Origin of the sequence: Erythrobacter alti, from assembly GCF_037996805.1 — a bacterium.
GTDB classification, from domain to species: Bacteria; Pseudomonadota; Alphaproteobacteria; order Sphingomonadales; family Sphingomonadaceae; genus Alteraurantiacibacter; species Alteraurantiacibacter alti.
Window position 1 is genome coordinate 489,013 of the sequence record NZ_JBBNAX010000001.1, and the last position, 16,735, is coordinate 505,747.

Here is a 16,735-nt window from a genome sequence, read left to right on the forward strand (position 1 = left end):
CTTGCGGAGGGGGGCTCTGCAAGGGTGTTCAGTTTAGAATTTCGACGAGCATTTTGCATCCCGCCAAAAGAGTTCGGCGTCCCGGATGTGGGTTCCAGGACGCCCAGATATTGGTCTAGTCCACGGTGCGACCCGAAGGCCTTACAATACCTGTGGCGGGGGCTATATGGCCGCGAACCGGTCGGGTCATGTCACGCGATCGCTTGAATCTGGCTGATTTACGCGATTTTACACAAATTATTTCGATTCGCCGCGTCAGGAGTTCGGTCTGTCGAGCTGCTTCGCTGCTTCGGTTAATTGTGCCAGCTCGTCAGTCACAACCATGCCCAGAGATTGGGCGCGCAAACAGGCTGCGGTTCGGTCCGAGACTTCCAGCTTTTTGAAAATACGGCGGATATAGGCATCGACCGAAGACCGCGAGACACCGATGATTTCAGCAATGGCCGGATTGCTCTTTCCCGAACACATCCAGCCGAGCACCTCTGCTTCACGTCCGGACAATGGCACCACTTCGTCGGGATGCCTGAACATCTGGCAATAACGCTGGAAAGCGACTTGCGCGATCTGGTGGACAGCGAGCAACGTCTCGTTCGACGGGCGCTTCGTTTCCGGCCATCCCACGCCAAGAAATCCCGTGCGACCCTGTGGCCCGTAACAGGCGACGCCTATGCCCTGCTCCAATCCAAACCGGGTGGCGATCTTGGTATAACGCCTCTCGTAAGGAGTCAGGTCATCAGGTTCGATATCGTCCGGCCAGAAGAATGCATTAGCAAACCGGGTCGAACGCGTGGGGAGTGGATCGGCATGACGGAGCCGTTTGCGATAGTGACGAGCAGCAACTTCGGGCAGCCCAACTGTAAAAAGGACCGGCTCGATCCGGGAATCACTGGTAATAGGTGCCACGAAATAGGCAATTTTCACGCCGAACAGATCGAGCGCATTATCAACCGCATCGCGGAGTTGCATGAACTCCTGCGCATCGCGCAAAGCGCAAATCGCCTCGGTAGTAGCGTTTTCCTCGATAGTCTCCATCACATCCCCACATGGCATGGATGCGTAAAGTCACCCCGTCACCGGACCGGAGTCGGAGGACTTGTCTTACGGCATCTTGTCATACACAAGACGGTAGCGCAATTGTCCAAGATGAACGCTAACTTTGAATTATTATGCCGCGACAATGTCCAGTTTTTGCAAGTCGTTTGGCATGAGTGTGGCGACGCTGTCTAAAGCTGCCATCGCTGTGGCTTGCACCACCTTGCAACGCCGGCCCGTTGAAGGCAGCAATGACCCAGCAGGTTAAAGACCCCTTCCCGCCTTTCAGGAGAGTCCCACCCATGTCTTTTTCGCTTTACGAAGCCACCATCCCCTCGATGGTCCAGATACTCAATGCAGCGCAGGGGTTGATCGACAAGGCCAAGGAATGCGAAATTTCTGAAGATGAATTGGCCGAAGCCAGAATTCATGACGACATGTTTCCTTTCCCGTATCAGGTGAAAAGCCTGATCACCCATTCGGTCGGAGCAATCGAGGGCGTTCGCAAAGGCAGTTTCTCTCCCGACATGAGCGAACCGGCGGTCGAACTGGAGCAGATGCGGCTGAACCTGGGCGCAGCGGAAAACACCTTGCGCGCGCTATCAAAAGGCGAAGTGGACAGCTTTATCGGCGGAGAGACACGGTTCGTGTTCGAACGTGCCGGGATCGATGTACCCTTCACCAGCGAGAATTTCCTACTTAGCTTCAGCCAGCCAAACTTCTATTTCCACGCTACGACCACCTACGACATCCTGCGCATGAAGGGCCTGAAGATCGGCAAGCTCGACTTCATGGGCCAATTACGCGCAGAGCAGGTCTAACCGCGTTTGCGGGCAAACCAGATCGTGTGGTGCGGGCCCTTGTTGTTAGGGCGGGCACGGACGGTGCGTACTTCCACATCGAGCCGCGCATCGCGCAGGCGGGACGTGAACTTGTGATCGGGCGCGGCTGACCAGATCGCGATGATCCCGCCGGGATTGAGCGCATCACGCATCCGCGCGATACCCGTGCGGGTGTAGAGCCGTTCATTGCCTTCGCGCACGATACCATCGGGGCCGTTGTCGACATCGAGCAGGATCGCATCATAATGCGGCGTTGTGCCATCCACAGCGTCGTCGATCAGCGCAGCGACATCGGCCAGCACGATCTCACCGCGCGGGTCGTCGAGGCAGTCGCCGGTGAGGTGCGCCAGTGGCCCCCTCGCCCAATCGAGGATTTCAGGCACGACTTCGGCCACCGTGACGCGGCCGTCTTCTGGAATGTCGGCAAGCGTGGCGCGATAGGTGAAGCCCATGCCGTATCCGCCGATCAGCACGCTCGGCGCTGGGATTTCGAGCTGTTCCAGCGTCAGCCGGGCGAGTTGCTCCTCGCTGAATTGCATGCGCGTGCCCATCAGCTCATCACGGCCAAGCATGATGATATGGTCGCGGCCATGGCTGACCAGAGTCAGCGTCTCGCCGCCGGGGATCTGTGCGGTGGCTAATTCTTCGCGTGGTAACATTTCACATAATCTCGTCTTCATCGAACAGTGGATCGTCAATTATGGCTTCTTCAATGGCGGACAGGCGCGCATCCGCAGTTCCCGGCAAGCGCACCCTCGCAATATGCACCAACGCATCGCCCTGGTTGACCACCGGCATGACGCTGCGACCGATTATCAGGCCTGTGATCGGTGCAATAACGGGCGTATCATGGTCACCGAACGGATCGCTGATGTAGCCGATCTGTTCGTTTTCAAGAACCATCGTGCCGGTATTGCGCATGGCGCGAAAAATGCCGCCCTCTTCTGCCCGGACCCAGCGGCTACCTTCGCTCCGCACTGGCTCTGCCGCCGGAGCGGGTTGCTTGCGCACTCCCATCTCCAGATGCGCCATCACGCGCAATATCCCGCGCACACCTATCCGGATGGCATATTCGTTGAACCGCAGCGCCTCTCCTGATTCCATGAGCAGCATTGTGCAATTCGCCTCATCCGCAGTCTGTCGTAGCGAGCCAGGGCGAAGCGGAGATGCTATAATCGCCGGCGCTCCGAAAACGTCAGCCAGTACAGAGGCGCGGACATTATCCGGGCTGTAGCGGATTTGCGGCAAATTTTCGCGGTTGGTGCCTGCGGAATGCAGGTCGATACCATAGTCACTGCGGGCGAGTATTTCCTTGCTGAAGACATTGGCCAACTGCGCCGCCAAAGACCCGCGTTCGCTTCCCGGAAACGTGCGATTGAGATCGCGACCATCGGGCAAATACCTGCTGTGCGCGGTGAATCCGTAGGCATTGACCACGGGGATACACAGCAAGGTTCCGGCAAGTCGCTTCGCGGAAACATTTTTCAGCAACCGGCGGATCATCTCCACGCCGATAATCTCGTTGCCATGCACAGCAGCGCTTACAAACAAGGTCGGCCCGGGCTTGGCACCGTGCAGCACGCGAACGGGCATGTTGATTTCAGTGCGCGTGGACAAGCGGCTGATGGGCAGGTCGATAGTACGCGAATGCCCAGCCTCGACGGTCTCGCCGCCCAGTGAGAATGGCTCTCGAGACGGTGGACGCCTGCGGGGCGACTTCGGGGGCTTACTGTCCAAGAAAAATTCTCCGGTCGTGCGCAGACATGCGATGCAAGAACAGCGGACAGGGAGCAACCCGCACTGCAAATAGCGTGGTGGGTATTAGCAGTCCCGCGCGATTCCGCACTCAGGAAATTGGTAGCGTGCAGGGAACTCCAGCTACGCCGTGATTTCCAGCACCATGTTGGTGGGCGTTTCCGAAGCGCGCCTGACTTTGCCGAAGCCGGCTTTGGTCAACACATCAGTCAAGCGCTTCTGGCCAGCCTGCGCGCCAAGGCCCAGCCCGACATCTTGCGCCAGGCTTGCTGGTGTGCAAACCGTGGTGGAGAATGCATAGAAGATCTGCCCGATCGGATGCATGTTTTCCGCCATCGTGTCGCCCGCCAGCGGCTCCACCAGCATGAAGGTCCCATCGTCCTTCAACGTCTCGCGGATATGCCGCGCCGCCCCTACCGGATCGCCCATGTCGTGCAGCGCATCGAAAATACAGGCGAAGTCGAAATCATCGCCCGGATAATCCTGCGCGCTGGCCACTTCGAAGCTGACATTGTCGATCCCGGCGTCGGCTGCCTTGCGGCGCGCCTCTTCAATGGACGGTTCGTGGAAGTCAAAACCGATGACCGTCGAATTGGGATAGGCCTCCGCCATGAGGATGCTGGATGAGCCGTGGCCGCAGCCGATATCGGCGATCTTCGCTCCGGCTTTCAGCTTGTCCTCCACCCCGCCAAGCGAGGGTATCCATTCGCTGGTGAGGTTGGCGGCATAGCCCGGCCGGAAGAACCGGTCCGTCCCGCAGAAGCAGCATTGGGACTGGTCGCTCCACGGACGGCCCTTGCCAGACTTGAATGTCTCGACCGCCTTTTCGTGGCTCTCGTATTGCGAAACGACCGCCTGGATGAAGCCCTGCATGCAGGCCGGCTGCCCTTCGCGCGTGAAGATCAACGCCTGTTCGGGCGTGATAGAGAAGGTGTCATTGTCCGCATCATAGGTGACATAGCCAGCAGCACTGACCGAACCGAGCCATTGGTGCAGGTATTTTTCGTTCAAGCCGGTCTTTGCAGCCAGGTCGGCGACGCTCATTGGGCCCTCGCCATCCATCGCCTCGAATACGCCGGCCTGATCGCCAAGATAGGCCATGAACAGGCTCAAGGACGCCGCAACGTCGCCCACGACCTTGCCAGCAAGCTCCTCGACGCGTGCCATGTAGATGTCTTCTGCCATTGTCCGCTCCTCCATCATTACGGAAAAGCGACCCGGTCGTCGTGGCCCCGCTGTTGCGAATACGGGCTCTCGACTCGTCAGACTCGATTTTTAGCACATTTAGGAGCGGCTGGCGCACAAAGAAAAAGGGCCGCGATTTGCTCGCGGCCCTTTTGATTCTCAATGAAGTTGACTGGAGTCAGTCGTCCTTGAGGAAGGCAGGCATGTGGTCAGCACTGCCGCCACTGTCCTTGTCGCCGCCATCACGGCCACGACCGCCGCCACGCGGGCCCCGATCGCCGCCTCGGCCACCGCCGCGCGGTCCACGACGGTCGCCACCGCGGCCGCCTTCTTTCTTCTCACGCGGAGGACGGGTGTCTTCCAGCTCTTCGCCGGTTTCCTGATCGACAACGCGCATCGACAGGCGAACCTTGCCGCGCTGGTCGATTTCGAGAACCTTGACCTTCACTTCGTCCCCTTCGGAAACGACGTCGGTCACCTTCTCGACCCGCTCGTTCTTCATTTCGGACACGTGGACGAGGCCGTCCTTGCCACCCATGAAGTTCACGAATGCGCCGAAATCGACGATGTTCACGACCTTGCCATTGTAGATCTTGCCAACTTCGGCTTCTTCCACGATGCCTTCGATCCACTTCTTCGCAGCTTCGATTTCATCGGAGTTGGAAGAGCTGATCTTGATCACGCCTTCATCGTCGATATCGACCTTGGCGCCGGTTTCAGCCACGATTTCGCGGATGACCTTGCCGCCGGTGCCGATAACGTCACGGATCTTCGACTTGTCGATCTGCATCGTTTCAATACGCGGCGCGTGCTTGGAAACACCGGTACGTGCGGAACCCAGCGCCTTGCTCATTTCACCCAGAATGTGGGTACGGCCAGCCTTGGCCTGTTCGAGCGCGGACTGCATGATTTCCTGCGTGATGCCGGCAACCTTGATGTCCATCTGGAGCGAGGTGATGCCTGCTTCCGAACCGGCCACCTTGAAGTCCATGTCGCCAAGGTGATCTTCATCACCGAGGATGTCCGACAGGACTGCGAAGTCTTCGCCTTCGAGGATCAGGCCCATGGCGATGCCCGAAACCGGGCGTTCGATCGGAACGCCGGCGTCCATCATCGACAGACAGCCACCGCAAACGGTCGCCATCGAGGACGAGCCGTTGGACTCGGTGATATCCGACAGAATGCGGATGGTATAGGGGAAGTCTTCATGGTCGGGCAGCACCGGGTGCAGCGCGCGCCATGCCAGCTTGCCGTGACCCGTCTCGCGACGGCTGGTGAAACCAAAGCGGCCCACTTCACCGACCGAATAGGGCGGGAAGTTATAGTGCAGCATGAAGTGGTTGTAGGAGAGACCTTCCAGACCATCGATCATCTGCTCGGCATCCTTGGTGCCCAGCGTGGTCGTGCAGATCGCCTGCGTTTCACCGCGGGTGAACAGCGCTGAACCGTGCGTACGGGGCAGCAGGCCGACCATTGCTTCGATCGGGCGGATCTGATCGAGCTTGCGACCATCGATACGCTGCCCGTCCTTGAGGATGGCACCGCGCACGATTTCCGCTTCCAGCTTCTTGACCGCCTTGTTGGCGACCATCTGCGTCTGCGCTTCTTCCTCGGCGAAAGCTTCTTTCGCCTTTGCACGCGCTTCATTGAGCGCATCCGAACGGGCCGACTTGCTGGTCAGCTTGTAAGCTGCGGCGATATCATCACCGACGATGCCACGAAGCTTTTCCTTGATCGCGGACGTGTCGTCCGACGTATCGATTTCCCACGGATCCTTGGCAGCCTGTTCGGCCAGGTCGATGATCGCACCGATAACCTTGCGGCTTTCTTCGTGTGCGAACATGACGGCGCCGAGCATTTCCTCTTCGGAAAGCTCCTTGGCTTCGGACTCGACCATCATCACCGCGTCGTTGGTTGCAGCAACCACGAGGTCGAGGCGACCTTCGTCGAAGATGGTATTGACGCTGGGGTTGAGGACGTATTCGCCATCAACGAAGCCGACGCGTGCGGCACCGATCGGGCCCATGAAGGGAACGCCCGAAATAGTCAGCGCAGCCGACGCGGCGATCATCGCAACGATGTCGGGCTCGGTTTCGCCATCATACGACAGGACCTGCGCAATCACGTTGATTTCGTTGTAGAAACCTTCGGGGAACAGCGGACGGACCGGACGGTCGATCAAACGGCTGGTCAGCGTTTCCTTCTCCGTCGCGCGACCTTCGCGCTTGAAGAAGCCACCGGGGATGCGGCCGGCGGACGAGAATTTTTCCTGGTAGTGAACGGTCAGCGGGAAGAAGTCCTGCCCTTCACGTACACTCTTGGCGGCGGTCACGGCGCACAGCACCACGGTTTCGCCATAGGTGGCCAGAACGGCGCCGTCTGCCTGACGGGCGATCTGTCCGGTTTCGAGGGTGAGGGTCTTTCCGCCCCACTCCAGCGATACGGTTTTCTTATCGAACATATATTTTCCTAAAATGACCCGCACGGCCTGATTGCGGTGCGGGGCCTACTGTTCCGGGTAATCCGTCCCGGTCCGGTGCGGGGCGCTTGTAAGCCCCAAGGATGGCAGCCGGATGCCGCCATACCCCAAATGTGAGAAAGGCGGCCCGCAGGAGCCGCCTTTCACGAAACTCTTATTTACGAAGACCCAGCTTCTGGATCAGCGCGTTGTAGCGTTCCAGATCGGTCTTTTTGAGATAGGCAAGCAAGCTGCGACGCTTGTTGACCATCTTGAGCAGACCACGACGGGAATGGTTATCCTTGTGGTTTGCCTTGAAGTGGTCGGTCAGGTTGCGAATGCGCTCTGTGAGGATCGCTACCTGCACTTCGGGGGAACCGGTGTCGCCTTTGCCCTGCGCGTTTTCGGCAATGACTTCGGCTTTACGCTCGGCTGTAATCGTCATAAAAATCCTACCTTCTGCAGTATCATTTTACAGGTTGAACCCCCGCACGACTTTCATCGTGCCCCCGTCGAGTTCGACCAGCGCCACTGGAACATCGTCCAGCTTGGCAAAGTAGAGCCCATCGGGGTGGGGCAGATCAGAAACGACCCGGCCTTGTCTGGCCGCCTGCGCACTTGTCTGATCGAGAGCGAGGGCCGGGATACCGTCCAGCCCCGCCTCCAGTGACAGGAGGTGGTCTTGAAGTGGCGCGCCCTTACCGATTTCGTTGAGTTTGTCCAGCGAAATCGCCTGATCTTCGGTGAAAGGGCCAGCTTTCGTGCGCCGTAGATAGGTGACGTGCCCAAGCGTTCCAAGGGCGTGTGCGATATCCCGTGCCAGACTGCGGATATACGTCCCTTTCGAAACGCGCGCGACCAGCGTGACCGCATCGGCCAGCTCGAGCGGAGCCTGCGGGTCGTAGGGATCGGGTCGGCCGGCGGTCGTCTGGAAGGTGGAGCGCAGGTCGGAAGGACCCTCGCCATGCAGCGGGCCAAGCGAGTGGATTGTCACCCGCCGCGTTTCCAGCTCCACATCCTCGCCTGCGCGGGCGAGGTCGTAAGCGCGCTTGCCATCCACTTTCAGCGCCGAATATTTGGGTGGCACCTGGTCGATCTCGCCGGTGAAATGCTCGCATATCGCCGCCACGGCGGCGAGCGGCGGACGGCGATCGGTCGTCGCGACCACCTCCCCCTCGGCATCGAGCGTGTCGGTCTCTTCACCGAACTGGATGGTGAATTCATAAACCTTGTCGGCATCGAGCATCCGGCCTGAAAGCTTGGTCGCTTCGCCCAGCGCAATCGGCAACACGCCTTCTGCCAGCGGATCGAGCGTGCCACCGTGGCCGACCTTGACCTTGGGATAGCCGCCCTCACGCAAATTGCGCTTCACCGCGCCAACAGCCTGCGTCGAGCCGAGCCCGCGCGGTTTGTCGAGGATCAGCCAGCCATGGGGTGCGTCGCGATCAGACACCGGCGATCCATTCGCTTAACGCGAAATACTTGCCCATCGCCCATTCTACCGGCGGCAGGACGACGTTCTCGATGATATTGGCCTGCGGGAAGACGTAGGGCACCACCAGCAGCAGGATGAACAGCAGCGGGAAGCCAAACGGGCGCAGCCGGTCATAGACGCGCGCCGCGCTCGGCGGGAGCAGGCCCTCGACCACGTGGCTGCCGTCGAACGGCGGGATGGGCAGCAGGTTGAACAGTGCGAGGAAGATGTTGATGGCGATGAAATAGCTCAGCGCCGTGACCGCCAGGCCCGGGTCCTGCCCATCGGGAACGCCTGCTGAAGGGATGACAAGCCCCAGCAAAACCGCTCCCACCAGTGCCAACACGAAATTGGTCCCCGGCCCGGCCGCCGCCACAGCCATCATGCCGAAGCGCGGATTGTTGAGCCGCTGCTTGATCACGGGAACCGGCTTGGCCCAGCCGAACACCGGCAGTCCCGCCAGCGCCAGTCCTCCTGGTACTAGCAATGTGCCCACCGGATCGACATGGCGGATCGGGTTGAGGCTGAGCCGGTTGCGCTCCTTGGCGGTCGGATCGCCGAGCATCAGCGCAGTCCAGCCATGCGCGACTTCGTGGAAGACGATAGCGATGATCAGGCAGGGGATCAGGATGCTGGCGAGCAGGAGAGTTTCGGTCATTGCGATCCTAGATGGGGAAGGCAGCGGCAGCGGTAAAGACCTTGCGCGATGCTCATGCTAATCGAAGCGCGATTGCAACTCGAAGCGGGGTACGGGAATGAGCGCAGCAACGGTCGCATCAGCGGAAACGCAAAATGGTTTTCTCGGCTGGATCGAACGCACCGGCAACCGCCTGCCCGATCCGGTTTTGCTGTTCGTCTATTTCATCCTCATACTGATCGTGCTGTCGATAGTGGCGAGCCTGGCTGGCTGGTCCGCGGCGCATCCCGCAGAGATTGATCCTGATACTGGCACCAACCGCATCATCACTGTCGAAAGCCTGCTCTCGGCCGAGAATTTGCGCAATCTGCTCACACTGGTGCCCGAAACCTTCACCCACTTCCCGCCACTGGGAATGGTGCTGACGGTCATGCTCGGCGCAGGCGTCGCCGAGCGTTCGGGCCTGTTTACCACCGCAATGCGCGCCAGCGTCGCCAAGGCCTCGCGCTTCTGGCTAACGCCTTCCGTGGCGCTTGCCTGTATGTTGGCGAACCACGCGGCCGACGCCGCCTTCGTGGTGATGATCCCGCTCGCCGCGATCATCTACTATGCCGCCGGTCGCCACCCGCTTGTCGGCATCGGGGTGAGCTTTGCCTCCGTGTCAGGAGCCTTCAGCGCGAACCTGCTGCCCGGCCAGCTCGACGCACTGCTGCTCGGCATTACCGAGGCTGCGGTGCAGACCGTGTTCGGCGACTACACGATCAATATCGCGGGCAATTGGTATTTCATCGCCGCGATGACCTTTGTTTACCTGCCGGCCATCTGGTTCGTGACCGACCGCGTGATCGAGCCCCGGCTCGGCACCTATGACGCCTCACTCGCGGGAGAGGCTCTGGCGAGCGATGTGCCCGAAGGCGTTACGCCCGAGCAGAAACGAGGGTTGCGCAATGCTGGGCTGGTCGCGCTGGGCCTTGTCGCGCTGTGGGCTTTCTTGGTGCTTGGCCCCGTCGCGCCTCTGGTTGATCCGAGCGCCCCGCCCGAAGCGCAAATGAACCCGTTTTACCGCAGCCTCCTGCCATTCTTCCTGCTGGTCTTCCTTCTGCCCGGATACGCCTATGGCCGCGCGGCGGGCACGATCGGCGACCACCGCGACCTGATCGGCAAGATGTCAGAGGCGATGAAGGACATGGCCTATTACCTTGTGCTCAGCTTTGTCGCGGCGCATTTCGTGGTGATGTTCGCCTGGTCCAACATGGGCATCGTGCTGGCGGTGACGGGCGCGGATGCGCTCAAGGCGAGCGGACTGCCGATGTGGGCCATGCTGATCGCAATTGTGCTTTTCGGCGCCTTCCTCAACCTCATTATCGGCTCGGCCAGCGCCAAGTGGAGCGTGCTTGCACCCGTGCTGGTGCCGATGCTGATGCTGGTGGGCGTCTCGCCCGAAATGACCACGGCGGCCTACCGTGTGGGCGACAGCGCGACCAATATCATCACCCCGCTGATGGTCTACTTCCCGCTGATCCTAATCTTCTGCCAGCGCTGGAACAAGAATTTCGGCCTCGGCAGCTTGACCGCGCTGATGATGCCCTATTTCTTCGGCATCATGGCCGCTGGCCTTCTGGTGACAGTCAGCTGGGTGGTGTTCGACCTGCCGCTCGGACCGGGGACGAGCGTGTTCATGGAGCTACCTTCGGCGGCCCCATGAAGACCCTCCTGATCGTCTGGTACAGCTTCACCGGCGGCTCCCGCCAATTGGCCGAGGCTGCGCGTGATGGCGCGGTGGAAGCTGGCGGCGCGGAGGTGCGGTTCGTTTCTGCTGACCAGGCGCAATCCGCCGACCTGCTCGAATGCGATGGCTACATCTTCGCCTGTCCCGAAAACCTCGCCGCGATTGCAGGGGTGATGAAAGCCTTCTTCGACCGGACCTATTACGACGTGCTCGGCCAGATCGAAGGCCGCCCCTACGCCGCGATGATCTGCGCCGGATCGGACGGGAGCAATGCCCAGCACCAATTGGAACGCATCGCTACCGGCTGGCGGCTTAAGCGTGTGGCCGACACGCAGATCGTCAATGTGAACGCGCAGACGAAAGAAGAAATTCTCAGCCAGAAAGAGATTGGCGAGGCGGAACTGCGCGCGGCACGCGAACTAGGCGCAACGCTGGCGGCGGGGCTGGAGATGGGAGTGTTTTAGAGTCAGCCTATTGCACGTACCCAAACCCCAAAGAAGCAATTTCCTCCCAGCTCCCATCCGGCTGTTTTTCGTAAATCCAGCTGTAATCATAGCCGCCACGAAATCCATTAACTTCATATGCTACACTCGCACGATTGCCATCGATCACGATTAGACTGATTTGTGCCTTTCCGGTTGTGCACAACAAACGATCGCTCCCCAGTCGGAGATGATGCGGTAGAATATCAGCAGGTATTTTCACGACATCGTCGAGAAGAATTTCAGGTATGTATAATTCTTCTACATGTTCTTGAACGATCGCTGGAGGGAGGCCACGCAATTCCGGAGCAACGCACATTCTAGTGACGAGCAGCCAGTCGGACCACTTTCTTGCACGTGGATGCTCTTCGATAAATTCTCGGTGACCTGCAGGAACGTCGGGCAATTCGGCAAGTACGAGTTCGAGAATTGCGCGCTGATCGATGGTAAGTTCAGACTGAGGCTGCTGCCCGCAAGCACCGAGAAATACAATCGAAACGAGGACTAAAAGGCGCATTCTCGCAGCCTAACGTTGTCTACCGATACATGTCCAATTTTTCGGCAAAGTGCCTTCTACACAGCGCGAGGTAGCGTTCGTTGCCGCCAATCTCGGTTTGCTCGCCCTCGCCCACCGCCTCGCCGGTGTCAGAGACGCGCAAATTCATCGTTGCCTTGCGCCCGCAATGGCACACTGCCTTCAGCTCCTCGAGCACGTCGGCGATGCCGAGCAGGACCGCCGAGCCGGGAAACAGATCGCCACGGAAATCGGTGCGCAAGCCGTAGCATAGCACCGGGATGCCGCCCTCATCTGCCAGCCGTGCACATTGCCACGCCTGCATCGCGGTGAGGAATTGCGCTTCGTCAATCAGCACGCAGGCGAGCGGCGATTGCTCATGCTGCGCCATCACCTCGCGCCACAAATTCGTTCCGGGGGTATAGCGGTTCGCGTCGGCCTCCAGCCCGATCCGGCTGGCAATCGCGGCATCGGCGCGGGTGTCGATAGCGGCGGTCCACAGCATGGTGTCCATGCCGCGCTCGCGATAGTTGAAATCGGCTTGCAGCAGCGTGGTCGATTTGCCCGCATTCATGCTGGCGTAGTAGAAATAGAGCTTGGCCATGACCTTGGCTAAAGCCAAAGCCGCGCGCTGGACAAGGGGCGCGGTCGCGCTGTCGGGGACTTATTCCCCGTCGATATCGCGACGCACCTTGGGATCATCGAGCAATTGTTCGATCCGGCTTGCCTCATCGAAACTTTCGTCGGCGCGGAACTGCAGCTTGGGCGCGAATTTCAGGCCGAGCCTTTGCGCGACCTCGCGCTGGAAGAAGGCTGTGTTGGTCCGCAGCGCCTTCACGACCACGGACTCGTCCTCACCCAGCAGCGGCTTCACATAGACCTTCGCATTTCGCAGGTCGGGCGACATGCGCACTTCGGTGACCGAGATGTTGGAGGCGCGCAGGGTGTCGTCATGCGCCTCACCGCGTGCGAGCAGTTCGGACAGTATATGACGCACGCGCTCACCCACCTTGAGCAGGCGGACGGACTGGTCTTCGGGGGCGGAGTGGCGGGCCATTATTCTTCCATCTTGTCCAATATTCGCTGCAACGAGCGCATGTTGCGGGCGGTTCCACGCGTGCCGATCCGGCGTTCGATAAAATCACCGGTGAGCCTGCTGGTGCCCACGCCTTCGGCATAATCGATATAGAGACAGCGCGGCCCCTTGGCGATACGTTCGGGTCCGCGCCCTTCGTGATCGGCTAGTAGCTTCGCAAAGCCTTCCTCATCGACCTCGCCATCGAGGAACAGCGTGTGGACGAGCTTCTCCTCGCCGGTGTCGCGAAACGGATTGTTCTCGATCGCGGCGCGCACTTCAGCAGCATTGCGCACGGCGGCAAAGGTTTCGAAACGGAAGTGATCCTTCACGATGAAGGCGAGCATTTCGGACAGGCCGTCGGTCGGGCGGTCATCGTAGGAAAACAGCACATTGCCGCTGGCAACGACCGTTTCGATGTCTTCCAGCTCTGCCCGCTCCAGCGCTTCGCGCAGCTCGGCCATCGTAAGGCGGTTACCGCCGACATTCATGCTGGCAAAGAAGGCGACGTAGCGCGGCATCAGGCGTCGGGCCCTTGCTCCTGCTGCTTGTCCGCGCCGGGCCATCCGGTCATCATCGTGGTGGCCGTAGCGCGCGCGCAGAGCTTGCCGTTCACATCGAACAGCTCGCTTTCGACATAGGTCACGCGGCGACCGGTTTTCACCGCCCGCGCCTTCACGGTCATGCGTTCCATCGGCACGGGCCGCAGCAGCGAGAGATTGATGTCGAGCGTCAGCTGCAAGCCGCCATTGGTAGCAACGAACACTGCCGCGCCCATCGCTTCGTCCATCGGCCCGGCCAGCAGCCCGCCCTGCACACAGCCACGCATATTGGCGAAGCCTTCGGGCGGGATAAACGCCATTTCGACTGTGCCGTCCGCTTCGTCATGCGAAACGAATTCGGCACCCATCAGCTTGGCCGACGGCCATTGCAGGATATTGTTCGGCGGTTTGGTCATCTAGCGTCCCGTTACTCCCGCTCGCGGGAGGTGAGAGCGGACTCAGAGAGTCCGCTCTTCCTCGTTCACCTCGAACACTTCAAGCTGGTCGCCCGGCTTGATATCGTTGGTGTCTTCCAGGACCACGCCGCATTCGAGACCGGCGCGGACTTCGTCCACATCGTCCTTGAAGCGTCGCAGCGAAGCGATGGTGGTGGCAGAGACGATGACGTCCTCGCGGGTGAGGCGAGCGTGCAGGCCCTTGCGGATGACGCCTTCCTCGACCAGCAGGCCAGCCGCCTTGTCGCGCTTGCCGGACTTGAACACCTCTTTGACCTCGGCGCGGCCAACCACGTTTTCGACCTTGAGCGGGCCGAGTTCGCCGAGCAGTTCCTTCGTGATCTCGTCGGTCAGGTGATAGATCACATCGTGATACATCATCCGGACGCCGTCACGCTTCACCAGCTCGCGCGCCTTGGCATTGGGTCGCACGTTGAAACCGACGATCGGTGCCTTGGAGCCTGCGGCAAGCTGCACATCGCTTTCGGTGATGGCACCCACGCCCGCGTGGAGCACGCGCACCTTGATATCATCGTTCGAAAGATTGTGCAGCGCCGTGGTAATGGCCTCAACCGAACCTTGCACATCCGCTTTCACCACGACCGGCCATTCGATCACGTTCGATGTGTTGAACATCGTGTCGAAGCTGGTCGGGGCGAGCGCGGTGCGCTTCTCGGTGGCTTTTTCCTTGCGGTATTCAGCGACTTCGCGGGCACGCTGTTCGTTTTCGACAACGGTCAGCAACTCGCCTGCGGCAGGCACGCCGCCAAGGCCCAGCACTTCGACCGGCATCGATGGACCGGCTTCCTTGATCTGCTTGCCCTGGTCGTTGACCAGCGCACGGACCTTGCCGCTTTCGGTGCCGACGACGAAAGTATCGCCGCGCTTGAGCGTACCGCGATTGACGAGCACGGTGGCGACCGGGCCACGGCCCTTGTCGAGCTGCGCTTCGACCACGGTTGCAATCGCATCGCGGTCAGGGCGCGCCTTGAGTTCGAGCAGCTCGGCCTGCAGCGCGATCTTCTCGATCAGTTCGTCCAGGCCGGTACCCTTGGTGGCAGAAACTTCCACGTCGAGCACTTCGCCCGACATTTCTTCCACGATCACCTCATGCTCGAGCAGGCGCTCGCGCACTTTCTGGGCGTTGGCTTCGGGCTTGTCGATCTTGTTGATTGCCACGATCAGCGGGACATTCGCCGCCTTGGCGTGATTGATGGCCTCGATCGTCTGCGGCATGATGCCATCGTCGGCAGCAACCACCAGCACCACGATATCGGTGACATTGGCACCGCGCTGGCGCATTTCGGTAAAGGCGGCGTGACCCGGCGTATCGAGGAACGTCACCTTCTGCTTGTCCTTGGTGGTCACCTGATAGGCACCGATATGCTGGGTGATCCCGCCAGCTTCGCCGCGCGTCACATTGGTCTTGCGGAGTGCATCGAGCAGGCTGGTCTTGCCGTGGTCGACATGGCCCATGACCGCGACAACCGGCGGACGCGGCTGCTTGGTTTCTTCGGCATCGTCGTCCTCGGTCGTATCGATATCGATATCGGCCTCGGAAACCTTCTGAATGTTGTGACCGAACTGTTCGACCAGCAATTCCGCAGTATCCTGGTCGATCGTCTGGTTGACGGTGACCATCATGTCGAGATTGAACAGCTCCTTCACGAGGTCGGCGCCCTTCTCGCCCATGCGCTTGGCCAGTTCACCCACGGTGATGGCTTCAGGAACGACGACATCGCGGACCTGCTTTTCACGCGGTGCGCTGGAGCCGCCGCCCTGGGCGCGGCGTTCTTTCTCGCGCGCACGCTTGAGCGCAGCGAGACTGCGCGCACGGCGGCCCTCGTCCTCGTTGAGTGCCTTGTTGACCGTCAGCTTGCCCGAACGGCGCTTGTCGGCAGCGGATCCGCCACCTCCAGCACCACGCTTGGGCTTTTCCTCGCGCTTCTTTTCAGGGCGCTTGGGCTCTGGCCGGGCAACCGGCGTGAACTTGCGCGCGGCCGGCGCGCTCTTCTTGTCATCCGGGGCGACGGAGGCGTCGGCCTGCGCTTCCTCGGCAGCCTGTTCGGCTTCGGCAGTAGCTTTCGCGTCTTCCTTGGCCTGCTTCTCAGCCTCTTCCTTGGCCTTGGCGTTCTCTTCGGCGCGCTTCTTCTCGTCCTCGGCAGCTTTCTTGGCCTGCTCTTCCTCGCGCTTGCGCGATTCCTCGGCCTGGCGCAGCCGGTCTTCCTCGGCCTCGCGCTGCATACGTGCGACGCGTTCCTGCGGAGTCTCACCAGCGGGCGCAGCCTTCTTGGGAGCGGCCTTCTTTGCAGCCGGCGCGGGCGGCGGCGGGGGCGGAGGAGGTGGCGGCGGCGGTGCAGCCGGTTCTTCACCGGGCTTCACGAGCTTGCGGCGACGCTTTACCTCGACCGCAACCTTGTTGGTGCGACCGTGGCTGAAGGTCTGCTTGACCTCACCTGCATCGACCGAGCGCTTGAGCCCCAGCGGTTTGCGGGTGCGCTTCGGTGTGTCGTTTTCTTCGCTCATGTGCTCGTACTATTCCTTCAAAATCAATC

General features: G+C 60.5%; 17 protein-coding genes. 3 read left to right on the plus strand and 14 right to left on the minus strand.

The annotated features are described in order from the left end of the window. Window positions 1-255: 255 nt before the first annotated feature. Window positions 256-1,032 carry a helix-turn-helix transcriptional regulator gene (locus AAC850_RS02325; protein ID WP_340586996.1) on the minus strand — a complete coding sequence of 259 codons (777 nt, stop codon included), beginning with the start codon at window positions 1,030-1,032 and terminating at the stop codon, window positions 256-258. A gap of 302 nt (window positions 1,033-1,334) precedes the next feature. Between AAC850_RS02325 and AAC850_RS02330 the strand changes: the two genes are divergently transcribed. Beyond that, the gene (locus tag AAC850_RS02330) at window positions 1,335-1,853 is read left to right on the plus strand and encodes a DUF1993 family protein (protein ID WP_340586997.1); all 519 of its coding nucleotides are present in this window, start codon (window positions 1,335-1,337) and stop codon (window positions 1,851-1,853) included. Here the strand turns inward: AAC850_RS02330 and AAC850_RS02335 are convergent. The 7 genes from AAC850_RS02335 to AAC850_RS02365 all read right to left on the minus strand — a co-directional run bounded on the left by AAC850_RS02335 (window position 1,850) and on the right by AAC850_RS02365 (window position 9,404). After that, window positions 1,850-2,533, minus strand: coding sequence for a spermine/spermidine synthase domain-containing protein (locus AAC850_RS02335; RefSeq protein WP_340586998.1), 684 nt, complete (start codon window positions 2,531-2,533; stop codon window positions 1,850-1,852). The genes AAC850_RS02330 and AAC850_RS02335 overlap by 4 nt on opposite strands. Before the next feature lies 1 nt (window position 2,534). Next, complete coding sequence (locus AAC850_RS02340; RefSeq protein ID WP_340586999.1) at window positions 2,535-3,611, minus strand: succinylglutamate desuccinylase/aspartoacylase family protein; 1,077 nt, start codon at window positions 3,609-3,611, stop codon at window positions 2,535-2,537. A gap of 141 nt (window positions 3,612-3,752) precedes the next feature. Further along, window positions 3,753-4,814: a class I SAM-dependent methyltransferase gene (locus AAC850_RS02345; protein ID WP_340587000.1), complete on the minus strand. Its 1,062-nt coding sequence runs from the start codon at window positions 4,812-4,814 to the stop codon at window positions 3,753-3,755. Between the two features lie 178 nt (window positions 4,815-4,992). After that, window positions 4,993-7,275, minus strand: coding sequence for a polyribonucleotide nucleotidyltransferase (gene pnp, locus AAC850_RS02350; RefSeq protein ID WP_340587001.1), 2,283 nt, complete (start codon window positions 7,273-7,275; stop codon window positions 4,993-4,995). A 172-nt stretch (window positions 7,276-7,447) separates the two neighbouring features. After that, window positions 7,448-7,717 (minus strand): 30S ribosomal protein S15, encoded by a 270-nt coding sequence (rpsO, locus tag AAC850_RS02355; protein WP_340587002.1) that lies wholly within the window; start codon window positions 7,715-7,717, stop codon window positions 7,448-7,450. Between the two features lie 27 nt (window positions 7,718-7,744). Further along, complete coding sequence (truB, locus tag AAC850_RS02360) at window positions 7,745-8,725, minus strand: tRNA pseudouridine(55) synthase TruB (protein WP_340587003.1); 981 nt, start codon at window positions 8,723-8,725, stop codon at window positions 7,745-7,747. Then, window positions 8,718-9,404, minus strand: a complete 687-nt coding sequence (locus tag AAC850_RS02365) for a site-2 protease family protein (RefSeq protein WP_340587004.1) — start codon at window positions 9,402-9,404, stop codon at window positions 8,718-8,720. Before AAC850_RS02365 ends, truB begins: the two co-directional genes overlap by 8 nt. A 97-nt stretch (window positions 9,405-9,501) precedes the next feature. Between AAC850_RS02365 and AAC850_RS02370 the strand changes: the two genes are divergently transcribed. After that, a complete protein-coding gene (locus AAC850_RS02370) occupies window positions 9,502-11,088 on the plus strand; it encodes an AbgT family transporter (RefSeq protein ID WP_340587005.1) in 1,587 nt (528 codons plus the stop codon). Then, the gene (locus tag AAC850_RS02375) at window positions 11,085-11,576 is read left to right on the plus strand and encodes a flavodoxin family protein (RefSeq protein ID WP_340587006.1); all 492 of its coding nucleotides are present in this window, start codon (window positions 11,085-11,087) and stop codon (window positions 11,574-11,576) included. Before AAC850_RS02370 ends, AAC850_RS02375 begins: the two co-directional genes overlap by 4 nt. A gap of 7 nt (window positions 11,577-11,583) precedes the next feature. Here the strand turns inward: AAC850_RS02375 and AAC850_RS02380 are convergent, their stop codons facing one another. Genes AAC850_RS02380 through infB form a run of 6 tightly spaced genes read right to left on the minus strand, consistent with a single transcriptional unit; the run spans window position 11,584 to window position 16,706 of the window. Continuing rightward, on the minus strand, window positions 11,584-12,111 hold the full coding sequence (locus AAC850_RS02380; RefSeq protein ID WP_340587007.1) for a hypothetical protein: 528 nt from the start codon (window positions 12,109-12,111) through the stop codon (window positions 11,584-11,586). A gap of 19 nt (window positions 12,112-12,130) precedes the next feature. Continuing rightward, window positions 12,131-12,712, minus strand: a complete 582-nt coding sequence (locus AAC850_RS02385; protein ID WP_340587008.1) for a thymidine kinase — start codon at window positions 12,710-12,712, stop codon at window positions 12,131-12,133. A 60-nt stretch (window positions 12,713-12,772) separates the two neighbouring features. Continuing rightward, on the minus strand, window positions 12,773-13,165 hold the full coding sequence (gene rbfA, locus AAC850_RS02390; protein ID WP_340587009.1) for a 30S ribosome-binding factor RbfA: 393 nt from the start codon (window positions 13,163-13,165) through the stop codon (window positions 12,773-12,775). After that, window positions 13,165-13,704, minus strand: a complete 540-nt coding sequence (locus AAC850_RS02395; protein ID WP_340587010.1) for a DUF1697 domain-containing protein — start codon at window positions 13,702-13,704, stop codon at window positions 13,165-13,167. The genes rbfA and AAC850_RS02395 overlap by 1 nt, the downstream gene beginning before the upstream one ends. After that, the gene (locus AAC850_RS02400; RefSeq protein WP_340587011.1) at window positions 13,704-14,141 is read right to left on the minus strand and encodes a PaaI family thioesterase; all 438 of its coding nucleotides are present in this window, start codon (window positions 14,139-14,141) and stop codon (window positions 13,704-13,706) included. Before AAC850_RS02400 ends, AAC850_RS02395 begins: the two co-directional genes overlap by 1 nt. A 42-nt stretch (window positions 14,142-14,183) precedes the next feature. Continuing rightward, entirely contained in the window at window positions 14,184-16,706 is a 2,523-nt protein-coding gene (gene infB / locus AAC850_RS02405) for a translation initiation factor IF-2 (protein WP_340587012.1), read from the minus strand. Between the last annotated feature and the right edge of the window lie 29 nt (window positions 16,707-16,735).